This window comes from Phenylobacterium sp. T106 (genome assembly GCF_057219735.1).
The window spans coordinates 797,701-817,402 of record NZ_JBXVWA010000001.1; the positions used below are offsets into that span (position 1 = coordinate 797,701).

20 protein-coding genes are annotated in these 19,702 nt (G+C 70.7%); 8 read left to right on the forward strand and 12 right to left on the reverse strand.

What is annotated here, in order from left to right:
• Positions 1-3 precede the first annotated feature (3 nt).
• The 5 genes from AC2D8W_RS03940 to AC2D8W_RS03960 form a co-directional block, all read right to left on the reverse strand.
• A complete protein-coding gene (locus AC2D8W_RS03940) occupies positions 4-2,037 on the reverse strand; it encodes a TonB-dependent receptor plug domain-containing protein (RefSeq protein WP_484670414.1) in 2,034 nt (677 codons plus the stop codon).
• Positions 2,038-2,168: 131 nt separating this feature from the next.
• Positions 2,169-2,852, reverse strand: a complete 684-nt coding sequence (locus tag AC2D8W_RS03945; RefSeq protein WP_484670415.1) for an SDR family NAD(P)-dependent oxidoreductase — start codon at positions 2,850-2,852, stop codon at positions 2,169-2,171.
• 74 nt (positions 2,853-2,926) lie between these two features.
• A complete protein-coding gene (locus tag AC2D8W_RS03950) occupies positions 2,927-4,099 on the reverse strand; it encodes an acetyl-CoA C-acetyltransferase (RefSeq protein ID WP_293486043.1) in 1,173 nt (390 codons plus the stop codon).
• Positions 4,100-4,197: 98 nt separating this feature from the next.
• Positions 4,198-4,698: a GAF domain-containing protein gene (locus AC2D8W_RS03955; RefSeq protein WP_484670416.1), complete on the reverse strand. Its 501-nt coding sequence runs from the start codon at positions 4,696-4,698 to the stop codon at positions 4,198-4,200.
• A 7-nt stretch (positions 4,699-4,705) separates the two neighbouring features.
• Positions 4,706-5,188 carry a CinA family protein gene (locus AC2D8W_RS03960; protein ID WP_484670417.1) on the reverse strand — a complete coding sequence of 161 codons (483 nt, stop codon included), beginning with the start codon at positions 5,186-5,188 and terminating at the stop codon, positions 4,706-4,708.
• An 80-nt stretch (positions 5,189-5,268) separates the two neighbouring features.
• Between AC2D8W_RS03960 and AC2D8W_RS03965 the strand changes: the two genes are divergently transcribed.
• The 5 genes from AC2D8W_RS03965 to AC2D8W_RS03985 all read left to right on the forward strand — a co-directional run bounded on the left by AC2D8W_RS03965 (position 5,269) and on the right by AC2D8W_RS03985 (position 8,831).
• Entirely contained in the window at positions 5,269-6,501 is a 1,233-nt protein-coding gene (locus AC2D8W_RS03965; protein WP_484670418.1) for a serine hydrolase domain-containing protein, read from the forward strand.
• Positions 6,502-6,562: 61 nt separating this feature from the next.
• The gene (locus tag AC2D8W_RS03970; protein ID WP_293486052.1) at positions 6,563-6,796 is read left to right on the forward strand and encodes a BolA family protein; all 234 of its coding nucleotides are present in this window, start codon (positions 6,563-6,565) and stop codon (positions 6,794-6,796) included.
• Between the two features lie 69 nt (positions 6,797-6,865).
• On the forward strand, positions 6,866-7,210 hold the full coding sequence (gene grxD, locus AC2D8W_RS03975) for a Grx4 family monothiol glutaredoxin (RefSeq protein WP_484670419.1): 345 nt from the start codon (positions 6,866-6,868) through the stop codon (positions 7,208-7,210).
• Entirely contained in the window at positions 7,207-7,626 is a 420-nt protein-coding gene (locus AC2D8W_RS03980; RefSeq protein WP_484670420.1) for an acyl-CoA thioesterase, read from the forward strand. Before grxD ends, AC2D8W_RS03980 begins: the two co-directional genes overlap by 4 nt.
• 77 nt (positions 7,627-7,703) lie before the next feature.
• The gene (locus AC2D8W_RS03985; protein ID WP_484670421.1) at positions 7,704-8,831 is read left to right on the forward strand and encodes a mechanosensitive ion channel family protein; all 1,128 of its coding nucleotides are present in this window, start codon (positions 7,704-7,706) and stop codon (positions 8,829-8,831) included.
• Here the strand turns inward: AC2D8W_RS03985 and AC2D8W_RS03990 are convergent.
• Both AC2D8W_RS03990 and rpsD read right to left on the reverse strand, forming a co-directional pair.
• A complete protein-coding gene (locus tag AC2D8W_RS03990; protein ID WP_484670422.1) occupies positions 8,793-9,164 on the reverse strand; it encodes a hypothetical protein in 372 nt (123 codons plus the stop codon). The genes AC2D8W_RS03985 and AC2D8W_RS03990 overlap by 39 nt on opposite strands.
• Positions 9,165-9,249: 85 nt before the next feature.
• Positions 9,250-9,867 (reverse strand): 30S ribosomal protein S4, encoded by a 618-nt coding sequence (gene rpsD / locus AC2D8W_RS03995; protein WP_293486061.1) that lies wholly within the window; start codon positions 9,865-9,867, stop codon positions 9,250-9,252.
• Positions 9,868-10,087: 220 nt separating this feature from the next.
• Between rpsD and AC2D8W_RS04000 the strand changes: the two genes are divergently transcribed.
• Positions 10,088-11,125 carry a sulfotransferase gene (locus AC2D8W_RS04000; protein WP_484670423.1) on the forward strand — a complete coding sequence of 346 codons (1,038 nt, stop codon included), beginning with the start codon at positions 10,088-10,090 and terminating at the stop codon, positions 11,123-11,125.
• Here the strand turns inward: AC2D8W_RS04000 and AC2D8W_RS04005 are convergent.
• Genes AC2D8W_RS04005 through AC2D8W_RS04015 form a run of 3 tightly spaced genes read right to left on the reverse strand, consistent with a single transcriptional unit; the run spans position 11,095 to position 14,179 of the window.
• On the reverse strand, positions 11,095-12,327 hold the full coding sequence (locus AC2D8W_RS04005) for a DUF1254 domain-containing protein (RefSeq protein ID WP_484670424.1): 1,233 nt from the start codon (positions 12,325-12,327) through the stop codon (positions 11,095-11,097). The two genes, AC2D8W_RS04000 and AC2D8W_RS04005, sit on opposite strands and share 31 nt — an antisense overlap.
• Positions 12,324-13,403 carry an NAD(P)H-dependent flavin oxidoreductase gene (locus AC2D8W_RS04010; protein WP_484670425.1) on the reverse strand — a complete coding sequence of 360 codons (1,080 nt, stop codon included), beginning with the start codon at positions 13,401-13,403 and terminating at the stop codon, positions 12,324-12,326. The genes AC2D8W_RS04005 and AC2D8W_RS04010 overlap by 4 nt, the downstream gene beginning before the upstream one ends.
• On the reverse strand, positions 13,400-14,179 hold the full coding sequence (locus AC2D8W_RS04015; protein WP_293486067.1) for an RNA methyltransferase: 780 nt from the start codon (positions 14,177-14,179) through the stop codon (positions 13,400-13,402). Before AC2D8W_RS04015 ends, AC2D8W_RS04010 begins: the two co-directional genes overlap by 4 nt.
• 28 nt (positions 14,180-14,207) lie before the next feature.
• On the opposite strand from AC2D8W_RS04015, the gene bla reads away from it, so the two are divergent.
• Both bla and AC2D8W_RS04025 read left to right on the forward strand, forming a co-directional pair.
• Positions 14,208-15,236: a class A beta-lactamase gene (gene bla / locus AC2D8W_RS04020; protein WP_484670426.1), complete on the forward strand. Its 1,029-nt coding sequence runs from the start codon at positions 14,208-14,210 to the stop codon at positions 15,234-15,236.
• An 81-nt stretch (positions 15,237-15,317) separates the two neighbouring features.
• Entirely contained in the window at positions 15,318-16,532 is a 1,215-nt protein-coding gene (locus AC2D8W_RS04025; RefSeq protein ID WP_484670427.1) for an NADP-dependent isocitrate dehydrogenase, read from the forward strand.
• A 63-nt stretch (positions 16,533-16,595) separates the two neighbouring features.
• Here the strand turns inward: AC2D8W_RS04025 and AC2D8W_RS04030 are convergent, their stop codons facing one another.
• Both AC2D8W_RS04030 and alaS read right to left on the reverse strand, forming a co-directional pair.
• On the reverse strand, positions 16,596-16,856 hold the full coding sequence (locus AC2D8W_RS04030; protein ID WP_293480709.1) for a hypothetical protein: 261 nt from the start codon (positions 16,854-16,856) through the stop codon (positions 16,596-16,598).
• A gap of 142 nt (positions 16,857-16,998) precedes the next feature.
• The gene (gene alaS, locus AC2D8W_RS04035; RefSeq protein WP_484670428.1) at positions 16,999-19,647 is read right to left on the reverse strand and encodes an alanine--tRNA ligase; all 2,649 of its coding nucleotides are present in this window, start codon (positions 19,645-19,647) and stop codon (positions 16,999-17,001) included.
• Between the last annotated feature and the right edge of the window lie 55 nt (positions 19,648-19,702).

A 19,702-nucleotide genomic window follows, 5' to 3' on the forward strand; every position in this document is an offset into this window, starting at 1 on the left:
CCGTCAGCCGCCGATCGTCTTGCGCAGGCGGATCAGCAGGTTCCCGCCCCACTCCAGGTCGCGGACGTCGGTGTACCGGAGCGGCGCCACGCTGCGGGGGCCCGTGTAGACCTCCCGGATCCGCTTGGCGGCGCGCATGTTGATCCCATTCGCCTCGATGCGAAGCGAGAGGTCCGGGCGCAGACGGATGTCGGTGTACAGGATCAGGTACGGCGAGATCTTCTTGGTTTCGATCTCGGTCAGCCGGAAGACCCGCTCGCGGATGCCGCCCAGCAGGTCGAGGCCCCAGGTCATGCGCCAGGACGGGACGGCATGGCTGAAATGGGCTTCCCAATCCACCGGGTGCAGCGTCGAGATCTCGCGGTTCGACACGGTCAGCGGATCGAGGACGCGGGTATCCCGCCAGGTGACCTGCCCCTTGATCTGCGCGGCCCGCAGGCCCAGCCGGTCCAGGGGCATCGTCAGGCCGAGAGCCACCTCGTTCTTGCGGCCCGAGCCTATGTTGCCCGGCGCGTCGGCGAGGATCGCGCCCGTGGGGCCGACGATGGGGATTCGGTCGACGACGTCCGTCAGGTCGTAGCGCCGCGCCGTGAGCACAACGGCGCCGTCCTTCCAGAACCGCCGTTCGAGCGCCGCCTCGTAGACCCAGGCCTGCTGCGGGGTCAGGTCGGGGTTGCCCGCGACGACGACGCCCGTCGAGGCCACCTGCGGCGAGGCGACGAAGTCGTCGAAGTTGAGCTGCCCCACCTCGCGCTCGACGCGCAGGCGCACCTGGGTCAGGGCGTCGGGGTTCCAGGTGACCGCGGCCCGCGGCTTGAGGAAGGACAGCGACTTCTCTAGCTGCACGTCGCCTTCCGAGGTGACGCGGGACACCTCGTGGCGCGCGCCGGCCTCGACGATGAGCCGGGGATTGATCCGCCAGGAGGCGCGCAGGATCGCCTCGCCCCGCAGTTCTTCCACCACCACGTCCCCGGCGGGCAGCGGCACGGGCCGGCCGTTCTGGGAGAGGCTCGTCTCACTGTTCAGGTAGTTGTAGGCGCCCTCGGCGCCGACCTCGACCTTCAGCGCGGCCGACGGCGTCACGTTGAACTGGATCCGGCCGACCGTCTCGGCCGTGTCGCGGTCCAGCGCGAACTCGCGGAGCAGCCCCGGCGCCTCGAAGTGCGATGTCTGATCCTGCAGGAAAAACTGCTGGAACAGGAGCGCCTCCAGGCCCACCCGCTCGGACAGGCGGCGCGTGAAGCGGATGCCCGCCTCGTGCTGCCCCCGGTCGTTCGTGCCCTTCTCGTACTCCACCGCCCGCGTGAAGCGGTCGTGGTCGTAGATCTCGGTGGCGCCGTAGTTGAACTGGATGGCGCCGGTCAGGCTGAGCTGGCCGCCGGCCAGCGGGGTCGTGAACGCGCCGGTCGACTGGAACCTGTGGCCGTGGGAGTCGGCATTGATCCTGGAGTCGATCAGCCGCGTCCCCGCGGCCGAATAGCGGATGCGGCCGCCGTCGCCGATCTCGTCATTGGGAAAGTGCCCCGTGGAGATCTGCTGGCTGAACTCGGCTGACCGGCCTCCCGAGAACGTCCACTGCCCCTCGAACCGGATGCCCGGCAGGATGCGTTCGTCGTAGACGAAGTCCACGTAGGGCTGGATGGCGCCCCGGAAGCCCGCCTGGCGACGCCGCACGACGTTGGCCACGACCGTGCGGCCCTCCATGTCGATTCCGGGCGCGCCGCCGCGGATCACCTCCACCCGCTCAACCGACGTGGCCGGGATGCGGCGGAGGATGTCCTCCAGACTGTCGTTCTTGGCCAGCGGCGGGTGCCCGTCGATCAGCACGTTGCCGCCCGAGCCTTCGAGACCCCGGACCGTGGAGCCCTTGTCGAAGGTGAAGCCCGGCAGGCGGACGACCATGTCGTAGGCGCTGACCGGCCGGATCTCGGCGAAGAACGACGGCGGATAGGCAATGAGACCGCGTTCCGCGGGCGGCGGCGGAACCGGCGCCGTCGCGACGACGGCCTCCGCCTGCGGCTGCGCCGCGGCGGCCATTAGAAGCCATGGACCCATCTTCGGGGTTCCCTCCCGGGCCCCACTTTCGCGCGCTTCGAACGGCTAAGCTACCGCCGATAACCTGACGCGCCGTTTTTTCGAAGGGTCGGTGCGGCGGCCGCGATCCGGGGTCAGACGCGGCCGGTCACCGGGACCAGCGACCCGGTGACGGCGGTGGCGCGTTCGCCGGCCAGGAACAGGATCACGGCGGCGAGGTCCGCCGGCGCGACCCACTGGGCGGGATCGGCGTCGGGCATGTCTGCGCGGTTGGCCGGGGTGTCGATGATCGAGGGCAGGACGGCGTTCACGGTGATGCCGTCGCCCTTCAGCTCCTCGGCCAGGGACTGGGTGAGCGCGTGCACGCCCGCCTTGGCGGCGGCATAGGCGCCCATGCCGAGGCCGGCCTTCAGCGCGGCCGCCGAACCGACGTTGACGATCCGGCCGGCGGCGCTCTTGCGCAGGTGGGGGATGGCCGCACGGCTGGCGTTGGCGGCGGTCACCACGTTGAGCTTGAAGAGGTCTGCCCAGCGCGACGGATCCTGGCCCTCGATCTTCTCCCAGACGAAGCCGCCCGCGATGTTCAGGAGCGCGTCGATCCGGCCGTAGCGCTCGCCGACGGCGGCCATGGCGGCGGCGGCCTTCACGGCGTCGGCGAGGTCGACCTCGGCCAGAACCAGCGCGTCCCCGGCGACGCCCTGGGGCGCCTTCGCCGCGTCGATCAGCGCCAGGCTCGCGCCCTGCTCCGCGGCCGCCCGGGCGACCGACGTCCCCAGGATGCCGAAGGCCCCGGTGATGGCGATGACGCGGCCGGCCATGATGGTCTCCTCGGACATGGAAATGGCCGGGGTCGCCCCGGCCATTCCTCGAAAGCCGATTTCGGCGCCGGGCGCTAGAGGCGCTCGACGATCGTGACGTTGGCCAGGCCGCCGCCTTCGCACATGGTCTGCAGCCCGTAGCGCTTGCCGCGGGCCTTCAGGGCGTTGAGCAGGGTGGTCATCAGCTTGGTGCCCGAGGCGCCCAGCGGGTGGCCCAGGGCGATCGCGCCGCCGTTGACGTTCAGGCGGTCCGGATCGGCGCCCAGCTCCTTCAGCCACGCCACCGGGACCGAGGCGAAAGCTTCGTTGACCTCGAACAGGTCGATGTCGTCGATCGACATGCCGGCCTTCTTCAGGGCCCGCGCCGTCGCCGGGATCGGGGCTTCCAGCATGATCACCGGGTCGTGGCCCATCACCGACAGGTGGTGGATGCGCGCCATCGGCGTCAGGTTGTGCTCCTTCAGCGCCTTTTCGGAGACGACCATCACGCCCGAGGCGCCGTCGCAGATCTGGCTCGAGGTCGCCGCGGTGATCGCGCCGCCTTCCTGCAGCAGCTTCACGCCCTTCATGGCTTCCAGGCTGGCCTCGAAGCGGATGCCCTCGTCGGCGTCATGGCGCACGACGTTGCCCTCGGCGTCCTTGCCGTCGACCACCAGGATCTCGTCCTTGAAGGCGCCGGCCTGCGTGGCCGCGATGGCCCGCTGGTGCGACAGGAAGCCGTACTCGTCGAGCTGGTCCTTGGTCAGGCCGTACTTCTTGGCCACCATCTCGGCGCCGGCGAACTGGCTGAACTGGATGTTCGGATAGCGCTCTTCCTGGCGCGGGCTCTTCGGCACGCCCATGCCGGCCTTCATCGGCAGCACCACCGACATGCCCATGGGGCAGCGGGTCATGCTCTCGACGCCCGAGGCGATCACGACGTCCATGGTGCCGCTCATCACGGCCTGGGCGGCGAACTGCAGGGCCTGCTGCGAGCTGCCGCACTGGCGATCGACCGAGGTGGCGGGCACGCTCTCGGGCAGGCTGGACGACAGCACGGCGTTGCGCGCGATGTTGGTCGACTGCTCCCCGGCCTGGGTCACGCAGCCCATGATCACGTCCTCGATCACCGCCGGATCGATGCCCGTGCGGCCGACCAGGTCGTCCAGGACCTTGCCGGCCAGGTCGGAGGGGTGCCAGTCGCGCAGGCGGCCGCCCTTGCGGCCACCGGCGGTGCGGGATGCGGCGACGATGTAGGCCTCGGCCATGTTGCTCTCCGTTTGCTGCGGCGCAGGGCCGGAACGGAGGCCCGCGCGTCGCGCAGCGCTCTACGCGGGCGCCGCTACGGAAGACAACGCGGCCGCCTTCAGCGCCGCGCGAACGTCTCGGCCAGGATGCGCTCGAGCCACTTCCGGTCGATGTCGTCGAAGGCGGCCGGGCGCTCGGAATCGACGTCGAACACTGCGATCAGCTCGCCCTCCGCACCGAACACGGGCACGACGATCTCGCTGGCCGAGCGGCTGTCGCAGGGGATATGGCCGGGGAAGGCGTGGACGTCTTCCACCACCTGGGTCGTGCGCGCTGCCGCCGCCGTCCCGCAGACTCCCCGGCCGAACGCGATCCTCAGGCAGCCGAGGGTGCCCTGGTAGGGCCCCACCACCAGCTCGTCGCCCTTCGCGGGATCGACGACGTAGAAGCCGGTCCAGAAATAGTCCTCGAAGCTGTTGGCCAGCATGGACGCCACCGTCGCCATGCGCGCGGTGAGGTTCGGCTCGCCGTCGAGGACGGCCGCGATCTCGTCGGCGACCGCAGCGTAGCGCTCGGCCTTGGCGTCGGGCAGCACCGTCTCGTTGAAGGCTTCGGCCATGCCGCGTCTACGCCTGCAGCGCGCGCTTGAGCAGGTCCAGGGCGGCCGCGGCGAACGCGCGCATGTTGGCGCTCCGGTCGGCCGAGCCCGTCTCGACGGTCAGCACGGCCTCCAGGGGACCGGCGACGGCCACGCAGGTGTGGCCGGCGGCGTCGCCGTAGCCGTTGCCGGTCGGACCCGCCGCGCCGGTTTCCGAGATCCCCCAATCCGCGCCGTACCGCTCGACCTGGTTGCGGGCCAGCAGCAGGGCATAAGGCTCGCTCGCCGAGCGCATGCCCTCCAGCGCCTCGCGGGGGATGTCGGTCAGGAGGACCCGCGCCTTCGGGGTGTAGACCACCGCCCCGCCCAGGTAGTAGGCGCTGGCGCCGGGCACGCTCAGCAACGCCGCCGAGATCAGGCCGCCCGACGAACTCTCCGCCACCGCGATCTTCTGGCCCCGCGCCTTCAGGATCTCCCCGATCTCCGCGGCCAGCGCCTCCAGTTCGTCCATCGTGTCCTCTTCCCCAAACGCGTGTTCGGGGCCCATGATGCCCGCATTCAAGACGAGAACCATACTCCGGGAGGAATTTGATGGACGCCCAGTCGCAGTGGACCGGCCTGGACGCCGCCCGTTTGGAGCGGATCACCGAGCACCTGGAGCGCAACTACATCGCCCCCGGCAAGATCGCCGGCTGCCAGGTCGCGGTCGCCCGCCATGGTCACCTCGCCTACCAGCGCTCGCTGGGCTCGATGGATCTCGAGCGCAACAGGCCGATGCGCGACGACGCCATCTTCCGCATCTACTCGATGACCAAGCCGATCACGTCGGTGGCCCTGATGACGCTCTACGAGCAGGGCTACTTCCAGCTGAACGACCCGGTGAGCCGGGTCGTGCCCTCGTGGAAGAACCACCGCGTCTGGGTCTCGGGCGAAGGCGAGAGCATGGTGACCGAGGCGCCGACCCGTCCGATCACCTTCCGCGACGTGCTCGCGCACACCGCGGGCCTCACCTATGGCGGCGGCCTGCCCGGCGTGGGCCTGCAGCACCCGATCGACAAGATCTACCGCGAACTCAAGATCCGGTCCCTGGACGGCCGCGACACCATGGCCGAGTTCATGGACAAGCTGGGGCGTGTGCCGCTGCGCTATCAGCCCGGCACGGCGTGGATGTACTCGCTGGCGACCGACGTCTGCGGCGCCCTCGTCGAGCTCATCTCGGGCAAGCCGTTCGCGCAGTACCTCGAGGAGGTCATCTTCCAGCCGCTCGGGATGAAGGACACCGCCTTCCAGGTGGCGCCCGAGAAGCTCGACCGGTTCTGCGCCAACTACCAGCGCGGCCCCGACAAGAAGCTGAAGGTGATCGACGATCCCGAGACCAGCCCCTTCCGCCACGAGCCGGGCTTCAAGTCCGGCGGCGGCGGCCTCACCGGGACGATGGCCGACTACCTGCGCTTCTGCGAGATGCTGCGGCGCGGCGGCGAGCTGGATGGCGCCCGCATCCTCGGGCCCCGGACGGTAGCGATGATGCACATGAACCACCTGCCCGGCGGCAAGCAGCTCACCGAGCTGGCCATCGGCGGCTTCTCGGAGACGGCCTACGACGGCGTGGGCTTCGGCCTGGGCTTCGCCAGCTCCCTGGACGAGGTCGCGGCCGGCGGCCTGGGCGCGGGCGACTTCTACTGGGGCGGCGCGGCCTCCACCATCTTCTGGGTCGATCCGAAGGAGGACCTGAGCGTCGTCTTCATGACCCAGCTCATGCCCTCGGGCACCTTCAACTTCCGCGGCCAGCTCAAGAGCATCGTCTACTCGTCGATCATCGACTGAGCAGCGGCCCTGGTCGTTCCGGCACTGGACCTCGGCGGGGCGCGGGCCTAAGTCCTCGCCCATGCCGATGTCCCAGCCCGACCTGGAAGCCGCCCTGCGCGAGGGCTTCCCCGACGCCACGATCGAGGTCACCGACCTCGCCGGCGACGGCGACCACTACAAGGCCCGGATCGTCTCGAAAGCCTTCGCGGGCCTTCCGCGCGTGCGGCAGCACCAGCTCGTCTATGCCGCCCTCAAGGGCAGGATGGGGGGCGAACTGCACGCTCTGGCGCTCGAGACGTCCGCGCCCGCCTGACGCGCTTGACCCCGGCTGACGCCTTCCCCACTTTCTGCCCGACCGATCCGCGCCGAAAGGGCGACTGACATGACCGACACCGCGACCTCGAACCCCGTCCACGACTGGATCGCCAAGTCGGTGGCCGAGAATCCGGTCCTTCTGTTCATGAAGGGCGAGCCCGAGCAGCCCCGCTGCGGGTTCTCCGCCGTGACGGTGCAGATCCTCGACCATCTCGGCGTGGACTTCGTCGGCGTCGACGTGCTGCAGAGCGATGCGCTGCGCGAGGGCATCAAGACGTTCTCGGACTGGCCGACGATCCCGCAGCTCTACGTGAAGGGCGAGTTCGTCGGCGGCTGCGACATCGTCCGCGAGATGTTCCAGTCGGGCGAACTCAAGACCATGCTGGAGCAGCAGGGCCTGATCGGCGCGTGACGAAACTGCTCGAGCCGCCGGAGGGCCGCCAGGTCTTCCGCCTCGCGTTCGAGCCTCAGCCTGCCGACATCGACGAGAACGGTCACGTCAACAACGTGGTCTACCTGCGCTGGGCGCAGGACCTGGGCGTCGCCCACTGGCGCAGCCTCGCGCCGGCCGACGCGCAGGCCCAGTGGGCGTGGGTCGCGCTGCGGCATGAGATCGACTACCGCCGCGAACTGAAGCTGGGCGAGACCGCCCAGGGGCGAACCTGGGTGGCCGAGACCGCCGGCGGCCCCCGCTTCGACCGCTTCATCCGCATCGACGGTCCGGACGGCGCGATGTGCGCCCAGGTCGTCACGACCTGGGTGCTGATCGAACAGGCGACGGGGCGGCCGCGGCGCGTTCCCGAGTGGATCACCGGGCTCTTCACCTGATCCCGGCAGGCCCGAGGGGGTGAACGAACCGCGCCGCCGGGGGTTTTCCTAGGCCCACCCACAGCTCCCGCAGGCCGATGGACTTCGACGACACTGTGCGCGCCCTCGGCGCCCGCTTCGACTGGGCTCCCACCTGGGTCTTCAGCCTCCTCCTCATCGCGCTCGCCCTCGCGGTGGCGCTGGTGCTCTACGGCGCGATGGTGCGGTTCTTCCGCAAACGCCTGCGCTCGGAGCAGTCCTTCTGGCGCCCCCTGCTGCTGCGCACGCGACGGCCGGCGCGCCTGGCGCTGTGCATCGGCGCCATCGGCTGGGCGGTGCACGTCGCCCCCCTCCCAGCGCGCGAGGCCTCGCTGGTCCAGCACGGGCTGCTGATCGCCTTCATCGTGCTCGTGGGCCTCGCCGCCATGACCGCGCTCGACATCGGCGCGGCGCTCTACCTGCGGCGCTATCGCGTCGACGTGTCCGACAACCTGCTCGCCCGCAAGCACCTCACCCAGGTGCGCATCCTGCGCCGCGCCATGACGACCCTGGTGGTGCTGCTCACCGCCGCCTTCGCCCTCATGACCATTCCCGGCGTGCGCCAGTTGGGCGTCAGCCTGCTCGCCGCCGGCGGCGCGGCGGGCATCATCGTCGGCCTCGCGCTGCAGCCGGTGCTCTCGAACCTGCTCGCCGGGGTGCAGATCGCCCTCACCCAGCCGATCCGCATCGACGACGCGGTGATCGTGGAGGGCGAGTGGGGCCGGGTCGAGGAGATTACCTCCACCTATGTCGTGGTGAAGATCTGGGACCTCCGCCGCCTCGTGGTGCCGCTCAAGTACTTCCTGGAGAAGCCCTTCCAGAACTGGACGCGCGAGTCGGCCGACCTCCTCGGCGCGGTGATGCTCTACGTGGACTACAGCACGCCGGTGGACGCGATCCGCGGGCGGCTGGACCACATCCTCGCCGAGAATCCGAAGTGGGACGGCAAGGTGAAGGGGGTCCAGGTCACCGACGCGCGCGAGCGCACCATGGAGGTCCGCATCCTGGTCAGCGCCGCCAACTCGGGCGACGCCTTCGACCTGCGCTGCGAGGTCCGCGAGAAGATGATCGCGTGGCTGAACGTCGAGCACCCCACGGCGCTGCCCCGCGAGCGGTTCGAGATCGCCTACGCCGAGGCCGAGGACGCCTCAGCCGGGCCCGGTCCAGCCCAGCAGCGGGTTCAGTAGGAACACGGGCGTGCGCGGCGGGACGCCCAGCTCCGCCCAGGTGAAGGTCAGGTCGGTCCGTCCCATGACGACCGTGCGGCAGGCATCGATGCGCCGGCGTCCGAACGCGACGGTCAGGGCGTCGCCCTTCCGCTCGACGTAGAAAGCGAAGTCGGCCTTCACCGTGCACCCGTTCGACGCGACGCTGATCGTCAGGCCGTCCTTGCCCGCCACGGCGGCGTAGAGGGGCTCGAGTTCGGCGAGCGCGGGGTTCGCCGGCGCGACCACGCGCACGCCGCCGGTCGCGCAGCCGGTCAACGCCAGGGCGGCCAGCAGGAACAGGCGTCGGTCCATCGCCGCAGTCCCGCACGGATGGCGGCAAAAGCAAAGGGCCCCGGATCGCTCCGGGGCCCTCGCAAACGCGATACGGCGGCGTCGATCAGGACGCGTAGAACTCGACCACCAGGTTCGGTTCCATCTTCACCGGATACGGCACTTCCGACAGCTCGGGCGCGCGCACGAAGGTGGCGCTCATGGCCTTGCCGTCGACGGTGATGTACTCGGGCGTGTCCCGCTCGGCCGACTGAAGGGCCTCGAGCACCAGGGCCATGTTGCGCGAGCGCTCACGGACCGACACGACGTCGCCCGGCTTCACGCGGTAGCTGGCGATGTTCACGCGCTTGCCGTTCACCAGCACGTGGCCGTGGTTGACGAACTGGCGGGCGGCGAAGGGGGTCGGCACGAACTTCGCGCGATAGACCACCGCGTCCAGCCGGCTCTCGAGCAGGGCGATCAGGTTCTCGGAGGTGTTGCCCTTGCGGCGCGACGCTTCCTGGTAGATCCGGACGAACTGCTTCTCGGTGATGTTGCCGTAGTAGCCCTTCAGCTTCTGCTTGGCGCGCAGCTGCAGGCCGAAGTCCGAGACCTTGGACTTGCGGCGCTGGCCGTGCTGGCCGGGGCCGTAGGCGCGGGTGTTGATCGGAGACTTCGGACGACCCCAGACGTTTTCGCCCATCCGGCGGTCGAGTTTGTACTTGGCGCTATGGCGCTTGGACATTCGTTCACTCTCGTCGACGCGGGCCGGCGACCTCTCGAAAAGGAGATCGCGATTTCAACGGCGGCTTCGCATCTGCCCGTCATAGGTTTCCGTCCGCGCGGGCGGGCCCGGCGGCAGGAAGCCGCGGTCTATGGCTTCGGGCCCCCGAGAAGTCAAGCGCTGCAACCGAGGCGGCGATTGCGGGTTCTTGCGTCAGGACGCATCCGACCGAAGGCTTCTATTGGCCCTCTCAGTTCATCCGACGGCCGCCGGTCCGCGCCCGATCGTGCACATCGGCTACCACAAGACGGCCACCACGTGGTTCCAGCGGCACGTCTATCCGCAGGCGACCAGCCACCGCTGGGTCCGGAGAGCCGTCGCGCGGCAGGTCTTCCTCGACCCCTGGGGACTCGCCTTCGATCCGCTCGCCGCGCGACGCGCGCTGGCGTGCCCGTCCGATCCGCGCCCGGTCGCGGTCTGCGAGGAGAACCTCTCGGGCTACATCCAGAACGGCGGCCTGCACGGCCTCATGGCGCCCGAGGCCGCGCGCCGGATCCACGCCACCCTGCCCGACGCGCGGATCGTGATCGTCATCCGCGCCCAGCCCGAGGCGATCGCCGCGAGCTATGTGCAGTACGTTCGCGCGGGCGGCACCCATGCGCCCGGCCGCTACCTCTTCCCGGCCCGTCACCTCACCGGGGCGCGGCGGCACCCCTACAAGGCTCCGGCCTTCGCATTCGAGCACTTCGCCTACCACCACCTGATCGGCTTCTACGACGAGCTTTTCGGTCGGCGGAACGTCACCGTGATGACCTACGAGGACCTTCGCCGCGATCCGGCGGCCTTCCTAGACCGGTACGCGCGGGAGGCGGGCCTCATCGTGGACGCGGACCAGGCGGTCCGTCACCGGCCGAACGGCTCCTTCGGACCGACCACGCTGCTGGTCGGGCGCGCGACAGGCCTGTTCACCGCACGCTCGGTCACCGACAAGACCTGGATCGTCAGCCTTCCCGGCTTCTACGAACTTCGACGTCGCCTGCTCCAGGCCATGTCGGCCTTCGACCGCGGCGGTTCGGCCGAGGCGATCCTGGGCGCGGCGAACGTCGCGCACATCCGGAGCTATTTCGCCCCGAGTAACGCCGAGACGGCCCGCCTGCGCGACCTGGACCTGGCGGAGCTGGGCTACCCGATGGCGACAGCCCGGCCGCGGGCCAAGGGCGCGGCGCGTTCGTCCGGCGGGGCCCCGGCCTACGCCGCCACGACGGCCGGCACGCGGTAGGCGCCGCTCAGCAGTTCGGCCCGGGGCAGGTAGGCGCGCAGGAACAGCGCGAACGGTCCGGCCGGCGCCGGCAGCCAGTTGGCCTCCCGCCCGGCGCCAGGGTTCTCATGGCCGATCCAGATATCGAGCGAGCCGTCGGGATTCCTCGCCAGGCCGGGCGTACGGTCGCCGATGGCGTAGCGGTTCAGCGGATTGTCGGTGAAGAAGTACTGCCCGTCGTCCATCGCCTCGTACAGGCTCAGCGACCAGAAGGAATTCACCGGCAACGGCGCATCCGCCGGGAAGTGAAGGCGCCAGGCTCTCGTTCCGTCGAACAGGCCGCTCGGTCCGCCCGCCTGCATGTACATGGCCTCTTCCGGCGGAAGCGCGGCAAGGCCGCTCAGTGCGACCGTCCCCCGCAGGCCGTAGTCCTGGCCGAAATCGCCCAGGCGGGCCGTCGGGTAGCTCCAGCCGTCGATCATCGCGCCGCCCCCGAGGCCGCCACGGCCCCGGACCGCCTTGCGGCCCTCGGCCAGGCCGGCCTCGATCTCGCTCACGTCGGCCGGGCCGAACCGGGCCGGATCGAAGTTCGTCAGGCCCAGCGGGGCCATCTCGCGCAGCTTGGCGAGGTCCGTGGCGGGGGGCGGATTGGCGGCGAGCAGGTCGGCGATGGCCTGGAACAGCTCGCGCCAGTCCGCGGTGCGGGCGGCGTAGGGCCCCGGGCAGGGCGTCTCGGGCGCCTGCATGGAAATGCCCGCCTGCACGGCGCGGCAGGCCTCCAGGTCGTGGGGGCCGTCGACGAGAATGCGCGCAAGCGCCCACACATGGCTCGTGGGCGACCGGACCACGTTGGCGCCCTCCGCGGCGTCCGTGGGCCCCACGAGGCGGAACGTGCCTCCGTCCGGCCCCGTCGTGCGTGTGCCCAGGATGGCGAAGTTGTTCGTGTAGGCGTCCATCAGGGCGAGCGACAGGTAGCGGTCGCCGGCCGCCGGCAGGGTGATCGTCACGGGCCCGACCGACAGGTCCACGTGGGCGGTCGAGTAGAGCGTGTCGGTGTTGGGCGTCGTCACCGCCCGGTGCCGGTGATTGGCGAGGTTCCGCACATGCGTGAACGCCCCCATCGACTGTCCCAGCGCCATGCCGCGCTGGCGCGTCGTCGCCACCTCGATCAGCGGCAGCCCATAGACGAACGCCTCGCGCGCCGCCGTCCGAAGGTCGGTCACTCCACCCCTCCCGTCCGCGCGGCGAGGTCCTTCGCCGCCGCGCGCGCCTCGGCCCACCAGCGGCGGACCATCTCCTCGGCCGACCCGTCCCGCGCCAGACGCACGGCCTGCCCGGCCCAGAGCGACATCATCTCCGGATCGTCGGCCCTGGCGGCCGAGGCGCGCAGCGGCTGGGTCAGCCGGTTCTGAACAGGATAGGCCGGGACGTCCGCCTCGACCCCATGCATCAGACGCATGAACCTGTTCTCCACGCCGCGGGCGTAGCGGCCGGTGAAGGCGCGGGTCAGGCGGGTGGGCTCGTCGCCGGCCTCACGGATCGCCCGCCGCCAGGGCTCCGCGGTCACCGCTTCGTCGGCGAGCAGGAAGGCGGTGCCCATCTGCGCGGCCGAGGCGCCCAGGGCCAGGGCGGCCGCCACGCCGCGGCCGTCCATGACGCCGCCCGCCGCGATCACCGGCAGGTCCACCGCCGCCAGAACCGTCGCCACCAGCGCCATGGTCCCCACGAGGCTCGCCTCGAGCTCGGCCAGGAAGTGGCCCCGGTGGCCGCCGGCCTCGAAGCCTTGCGCGCAGATCCCGTCGGCTCCGGCCTCGGCCCAGGCCACCGCCTCGGCCACCGTCGTGGCTGTGCCCACCACATAGGTCCCGGCGCTTTGCAGCGCCTCGACCTGCGCGCGGCCGAGCACGCCGAAGGTGAAGGAGGCCACGGCGGGCGCCGCTTCGGTCACCGCCGCGAGCTGCGCCTCGAAGTCCGGCGCGAACTGGTTGGGGACGGCCGGCAATGGTTCGCCGCGTTCGGCGTACCAGGGGGCCAGTCGGTCCAGGGCGGCGGCGACGTCCGCCGCGTCGGGCGTCGCGCGCGGCGCCATCAGCAGGTTGACGCCGAAGGGCCGATCGGTCGCCCGCTTCATCGCGGCCACCGCCGGCCCGATGTCCGCGGGCGCGAGGGCGCCGGCCGCGAGCGAGCCCAGGCCGCCGGCCCGGCTGACCGCCAGCGCGAGCCCGTCCAGCGAGGCCCCCACCATCGGCGCCTGCAGGATGGGGATAGGCAGGCCGTCCAGAAGCGCGCGCAGGCTCAAGCGTCTCGCCCCGTCTTCCGCGCGATCTTCTCGAGCACCTTGCCGCGGCCGCGCGACAGGGCCGTGATCACGCCACGGAGGGTGCGCACCTCCTGGTCGGTGAACCGCGCCTTGCCCAGCGCCGAGCGGAGGTTCTGGATCATGTTCGGCGTCTTCTCCGGCGGATGGAAGAAGCCCGCCGTCTCGAGTTCGCGCTCCAGATGCTCGTAGAGGCCCAGCAGGGCTTCGCCGGTGGCGGGCTCGGGCGCGGGGCGGAAGTTCGCCGGGGCGGCGTCGAGCTCGGCGGTGCGCCACTCGTAGGCGTTGATGGCCACGGCCTGGCCCAGGTTCAGCGACCGGAACCTCGGGTCGATGGGGATCGTCACCACCGCCTGGCACAGCGCGATGTCGGCGGTCTCGAGCCCCGCCCGCTCGCCGCCGAAGAGCAGGCCGGTGCGCTGTCCCTGGACGGCCGCCGCCCGCAGTTCGGCCGCGGCGGCGCGTGGCGTGACCACCGGAAGGGTGAGCTCGCGCGGCCGGGCCGTCGTGGCGAAGACCACCTGCAGGTCCGCGACGGCGGCCGCGACGCTGTCGTAGACCCGCGCCGCGTTCAGCGGCCACTCCGCGCCCGACGCCAGGGCCCAGGCGCGCTCCTGCGGCCAGCCGTCGCGCGGGTTCACGAGCCTGAGATCCGAAAGGCCGAAATTGGCCATCACGCGCGCCGTGGCTCCGATATTCTCGGCAAGCTGCGTCGCGTTCAGGATGATTGCAGGCGCTAGGGGAGACGCTTCGGCCATGGCGCGTTTAGAGAAGGCTGAACCCGCCATGGCAAGCCTCCACCGTCGTTCCCTGATCGCCGCCGCGCCCGCCATGCTGCTGGCGTCGTGCGAGCCACGGATGCCGACCACGGTGTCGACGACGCCCCGGATCGACGTCGAGGGCTTCGGCCGCGCCCTGGATGCGATCGCGGCCCGCGCGGCGCCCGGCGTGCTGGGCGTCGGCCTCGCCAACCTGGAGAGCGGGCAGGCCTTCCTGCTCAACGGCGAGCGCCGCTTCCCCATGCAGAGCGTCTTCAAGCTGCCGCTGGCGGCCGCCGTGCTGGCCGAGGTGGACGCCGGGCGCGCCAGGATGGACGAGCGGTTCGAGCTGACCGAGGAACAGCTTTCGCCGCAGCACTCGCCGATCTCCGCCGCCTGGCCCGCGCGCCGGTCCTTCTCGCTCCGGGACCTCCTGGAGGCGACCGTCGTCGAGAGCGACAACACCGCCGCAGACGTGCTGATGAAGCACATCGGCGGGCCGGGCGCCGTCTCGGCCTGGCTCGTGGGCCGCCGGGTGCCGGGCGTGCGGGTCGACCGCTACGAGCGCCAGCTCGCCTGCGACATCGCGGGCATGCCGTCCTTCCGGCCGCAGTGGCGCACCGCCGAGGCGTTCGCGGCGGCCCGGGCCGCCACGCCGCCGACGACGCGCCACGCCGCGCAGCGCGCATACATGGACGACCCCCGCGACACGGCCACGCCACGGGGGATGATCGAGTTCCTGCAGATGCTCGACAAGGAGGAGCTGATTTCGCGCGCATCCACGCGCGGACTGCTCCGGATGATGTCGCGCACCGCGCGGGGCGCCGCGCGGCTGAAGGCGGGGCTTCCTCGCGGGGCCTTCCTCGCGCACCGTCCGGGGACGGCCGCCGCCGACCTGGGAGTCTCGGCCGCCCACAACGACGTGGGAATCTTCACGCTGGCCGACCGGCGCGCCTACGCCATCGCCGTCTTTCTGAGCGGATCGACACTGGACGAAGCCGGTCGCGACGCCATCATCGCCCGGATCGCCGACGCTGCCGTAAGGGCAATCGGGTAGTCGCGCGCCATAGCCTTTCCGGACGGGCCCGCGGTAGCTATACGAACCCAAACGAACTTCCGCCCGGAGCGCCCGCCCCTCATGGCCAAAATCAAAGTCGCCAACCCCGTCGTCGACCTCGACGGGGACGAGATGACCCGCATCATCTGGAAGCTCATCAAGGACAAGCTGGTCTTCCCGTTCGTCGACGTGCCCGTCGAGTACTACGACCTCGGGATCGAGTACCGCGACCAGACCGAGGACAGGGTCACCGTCGAGGCGGCCGAGGCGATCAAGAAGCACGGCGTCGGCATCAAGTGCGCGACCATCACCCCCGACGAGGCGCGGGTGAAGGAATTCAACCTCAAGAAGATGTGGAAGTCGCCGAACGGCACGATCCGCAACATCCTGGGCGGCGTCGTCTTCCGCGAGCCGATCATCTGCAAGAACGTCCCGCGCCTGATCCCCGGCTGGACGCAGCCGATCATCATCGGCCGCCACGCCTTCGGCGACCAGTATCGCGCCACCGACTTCAAGGTCCCCGGTCCCGGCAAGCTGACGGTGAAGTTCGAGGGCGCCGACGGCAAGGTGATCGAGCACGAGGTCTATCAGTTCGAAGGCGCCGGCGTGGCGATGGCCATGTACAACGTCGAGGAGTCCATCAAGGACTTCGCCCGCGCCTCGTTCGAATACGCGCTGGCGCGGAAGTACCCGCTGTACCTCTCGTCCAAGAACACGATCCTCAAGGCCTACGACGGCACCTTCAAGGACCTGTTCCAGGAGCTGTTCGACGCCGAGTACGCCGACAAGTTCAAGGCCGCAGGCCTCGTCTACGAGCACCGCCTGATCGACGACATGGTCGCCTCGGCCCTGAAGTGGTCCGGCGGCTTCATCTGGGCGTGCAAGAACTACGACGGCGACGTCCAGTCCGACCAGGTCGCCCAGGGCTTCGGGTCCCTGGGCCTGATGACCTCGGTGCTGATCACGCCGGACGGGAAGGTGATGGAGGCCGAGGCGGCCCACGGCACCGTGACCCGCCACTTCCGCCAGCACCAGAAGGGCGAGTCGACCTCGACGAACTCGATCGCCTCGATCTTCGCCTGGACCCAGGGTCTGAAGCACCGGGCCAAGCTCGACGGAAACGCCGAGCTCGCCCACTACTGCGACACCCTCGAGAAGGTCTGCGTCGCCACGGTGGAATCGGGCTCGATGACCAAGGACCTGGCGCTCCTCGTGGGCGACACCCAGGGCTGGCTCACCACCGAGGGCTTCATCGACAAGGTCGCGGCGAACCTCGAGAAGGCTCTCGCGGCCTGACCGCCTAGGCGCGCTTCTGCAGCCCCGGCGCCCTGCCCGCTCCGTGCGGGCGGCGCGCCGGCGTCAGCGCCCTTCGGCCCAGACGTCGAGCGGCTGCTTCTCCTCGTGTCGCACCAGCACGATGTAGCCCACGACGAACGCGACGATCGCGGCGAGCGTGCTGCCCAGGAATCCCCAGCCGGCGGCGAACCACAGGGTGAGCCAGAGGGTGGCGTCGCCGATCAGCAGCATCGCCCAGCGCGTGAGGATGCTGAAGGCGTGGTAGGTGCGCTCGTGGGTCACGACGTCCTGCGTCTGGTCGCCGAAGTGCTCACGGGTCTCCATACGGACCTCCGTCAAGTTGGCGTCCGCTGACGGCGCGCCCAGCGCTGAAGGTTGTCAACTCACGCTTCGGTGCAGCTCCGAACGGAAAACGGCCGGGCAAGCCCGGCCGTCCCTTGTCTCTGCGTGGCGACGGGGAGCCCGCCTAGTTTGCGAGCGCCGCCTTGATCGCCGCGACGCCCTCGGCAGCCCGGCCGCCGTCGGGCGCGCCGCCCTGCGCGAAGTCCGGGCGGCCTCCCGCGCCCTGCCCGCCCATGGCCAGCACGGCGGTCTTGGCAAGCTCGGCGGCGTTGAAGCGGGCCTGCGCCGCCCCCGTGACGGCCACCGTCGCCGCAGCCTTGCCGTCCGCGGTCCCGACCAGCGCGATGACGCCGTCGGGGAGCTGCTTCTTGAACTCCTCGGCGATGGCGCGCAGGTCCTTGCCGCCGACACCCTCCATGACGCGGGCGAGCACCTTCACGCCGGCGATCTCCTCGGGACCGCCGGCCGCCCCACCGCCGCCGCCGCCCATCGCCAGCTGCCGCTTGGCCTCGGCCAGCTCCTTCTCCAGCTTGCGCGCCTGAGCCTGCAGGGCCTCTACGCGGGCCGTCACCTCGGCGACCGGGGTCTTGAACTGCTCGGCCAGCGCCTTGGAGACCCCGGCCTGCTCCAGCAGGTACCGCCGCGCCGACTCGCCCGTGAGCGCCTCGATCCGGCGGACGCCGGCCGCGACGCCCTGTTCGGAGACCACCTTGAAGAGCGCGATGTCGCCCGTCCGCGCCACATGGGTGCCGCCGCAAAGCTCGACCGAGTAGGCGCCGTCGCCGCCAAGAGCCTGTCCGAGCGTCAGCACGCGGACGCTGTCGCCGTACTTCTCGCCGAACAGCGCCATGGCGCCGGCCTCGATCGCCTCCTGCGGGCGCATGCTCTTGGTCTCGGCGGCCAGGTTCTGCCGCACCACGGCGTTCACCTCGGCCTCGATGCGATCGAGCTCGTCGGCGGTGAGCGGCTGGCCATGGCTGAAGTCGAAGCGGATGCGCTCGCCGTCCACCATCTGGCCCTTCTGGGTCACGTGCCGGCCCAGGACATTCCGCAGCGCGGCATGCAGGAGGTGCGTCGCCGAGTGGTTCGCGCGGGTCGAGGCGCGGTTGGCGGCGTCCACCGACAGCTGGACACGGGCGCCGGACGAAAGCGCCCCCTCGGTCACCTCCAGGTCGTGCACGTGCAGGTCGCCGGCCTGCTTCTGCACGTCGAGCACGCGGGCGCGGCCGCCGTCCCAGAGCACCTCGCCCTTGTCGCCCGCCTGACCGCCGCTCTCGGCGTAGAAGGGCGTACGGTCGAACAGCGCCTGCACGCGCGCGCCCGTCCCGGCGCCGTCGACCTCGCGGCCGTCCTCCACCAGGGTCAGCAGCTCGGCCGTGCCCTCGGTCTCGTCGTAGCCGGTGAACACCGTCGGCCCCAGCCGCTCGCGGATGGCGAACCACTCCGCGGCCGCCGCCACCTGGCCCGACCCCTTCCACGCGCCGCGCGCCATCTCGCGCTGGCGGCTCATGGCGGCCTCGTATTCCTCGAGGTTCACCGTGAGGCCCTTGGCCCGCACCGCGTCCTGGGTGAGGTCGAGCGGGAAGCCGTAGGTGTCGTAAAGGCGGAACGCCGTCTCGCCCGACAGCACGTCGCCCTGGCCGAGCCCGGCGGTGGCCTCGTCCAGCAGCGCCAGGCCGCGGCCCAGCGTCACGCGGAAGCGCTCCTCCTCCTGGCGCAGGGTGTCGACGATGGCGTCCTCGGCGCGGCGCAGCTCGGGATAGGCGTCGCCCATCTCCTTCACCAGCGTGGGCGCCAGGCGGTGCATCAGAGGCTCCTCGGCGCCCAGCAGGTGCGCGTGGCGCATGGCCCGGCGCATGATCCGGCGCAGGACGTAGCCGCGGCCTTCGTTCGACGGCATCACCCCGTCGGCGATCAGGAAGCTGGTCGAGCGCAGGTGGTCGGCGATCACGCGGTGCGACGGGCCGTTGGAGGCGCCGCCGGCCCCGCCCACCAGCTCGCGGCTGGCGGCGATGATCGTGCGGAACAGGTCGACGTCGTAGTTGTCGTGCACCCCCTGCAGGACGGCGGCCACGCGCTCGAGGCCCGCCCCCGTGTCGATCGACGGCTTCGGCAGCGGCTGGCGCGCGCCGTCGGCGAACTGCTCGAACTGCATGAAGACGAGGTTCCAGATCTCGACGAACCGGTCGCCGTCCTCGTCCGGGCTGCCGGGCGGGCCGCCGGGGATGTGCTCGCCGTGGTCGTAGAAGATCTCCGAGCACGGCCCGCAGGGGCCGGTGTCGCCCATGGACCAGAAGTTGTCGCTGGTGGGGATGCGGATGATCTTGTGATCGGGCAGGCCCGCGATCTTCTTCCAGAGATCGAAGGCCTCGTCGTCCGTGTGATAGACGGTGATCGTCAGCTTCTCGGGCGGAAGCTTGAACTCCCTGGTCAGCAGCTCCCAGGCCAGGACGATCGCCCGCTCCTTGAAGTAGTCGCCGAACGAGAAGTTGCCCAGCATCTCGAAGAAGGTGTGGTGGCGCGCCGTGTAGCCGACGTTGTCCAGGTCGTTGTGCTTGCCGCCCGCGCGGACGGCCTTCTGGGACGAGGCGGCGCGGGGCCACGGCGGCGTCTCGGCGCCGGTGAAGTAGTTCTTGAACGGCACCATGCCCGCGTTGACGAACAACAGCGTCGGATCGTTCTGCGGCACGAGCGGAGCCGAGGCGACGACGGCGTGGTCGTTCCTCTGGAAGAAGTCCAGGAAATGCGTCCGGATCTCGTTCAGGCTCGGCATCTAGGTCTCGGTTTCGAAAGGTGCGTTACGCGGCGCCCCTAGGTGGGGGCGCGTC

What these genes read in the sequence shown, in the direction of transcription:
- AC2D8W_RS03940 (WP_484670414.1), bottom strand. Translation starts at nt 2,037, where the DNA reads ATGGCCGCCGCGGCGCAGCCGCAGGCGGAGGCCGTCGTCGCGACGGCG.
- AC2D8W_RS03945 (WP_484670415.1), bottom strand. Translation starts at nt 2,852, where the DNA reads ATGGCCGGCCGCGTCATCGCCATCACCGGGGCCTTCGGCATCCTGGGG.
- AC2D8W_RS03950 (WP_293486043.1), bottom strand. Translation starts at nt 4,099, where the DNA reads ATGGCCGAGGCCTACATCGTCGCCGCATCCCGCACCGCCGGTGGCCGC.
- AC2D8W_RS03955 (WP_484670416.1), bottom strand. Translation starts at nt 4,698, where the DNA reads ATGGCCGAAGCCTTCAACGAGACGGTGCTGCCCGACGCCAAGGCCGAG.
- AC2D8W_RS03960 (WP_484670417.1), bottom strand. Translation starts at nt 5,188, where the DNA reads ATGGACGAACTGGAGGCGCTGGCCGCGGAGATCGGGGAGATCCTGAAG.
- AC2D8W_RS03965 (WP_484670418.1), top strand. Translation starts at nt 5,269, where the DNA reads ATGGACGCCCAGTCGCAGTGGACCGGCCTGGACGCCGCCCGTTTGGAG.
- AC2D8W_RS03970 (WP_293486052.1), top strand. Translation starts at nt 6,563, where the DNA reads ATGCCGATGTCCCAGCCCGACCTGGAAGCCGCCCTGCGCGAGGGCTTC.
- grxD (WP_484670419.1), top strand. Translation starts at nt 6,866, where the DNA reads ATGACCGACACCGCGACCTCGAACCCCGTCCACGACTGGATCGCCAAG.
- AC2D8W_RS03985 (WP_484670421.1), top strand. Translation starts at nt 7,704, where the DNA reads ATGGACTTCGACGACACTGTGCGCGCCCTCGGCGCCCGCTTCGACTGG.
- AC2D8W_RS03990 (WP_484670422.1), bottom strand. Translation starts at nt 9,164, where the DNA reads ATGGACCGACGCCTGTTCCTGCTGGCCGCCCTGGCGTTGACCGGCTGC.
- rpsD (WP_293486061.1), bottom strand. Translation starts at nt 9,867, where the DNA reads ATGTCCAAGCGCCATAGCGCCAAGTACAAACTCGACCGCCGGATGGGC.
- AC2D8W_RS04015 (WP_293486067.1), bottom strand. Translation starts at nt 14,179, where the DNA reads ATGGCCGAAGCGTCTCCCCTAGCGCCTGCAATCATCCTGAACGCGACG.
- bla (WP_484670426.1), top strand. Translation starts at nt 14,208, where the DNA reads ATGGCAAGCCTCCACCGTCGTTCCCTGATCGCCGCCGCGCCCGCCATG.
- AC2D8W_RS04025 (WP_484670427.1), top strand. Translation starts at nt 15,318, where the DNA reads ATGGCCAAAATCAAAGTCGCCAACCCCGTCGTCGACCTCGACGGGGAC.
- AC2D8W_RS04030 (WP_293480709.1), bottom strand. Translation starts at nt 16,856, where the DNA reads ATGGAGACCCGTGAGCACTTCGGCGACCAGACGCAGGACGTCGTGACC.
- alaS (WP_484670428.1), bottom strand. Translation starts at nt 19,647, where the DNA reads ATGCCGAGCCTGAACGAGATCCGGACGCATTTCCTGGACTTCTTCCAG.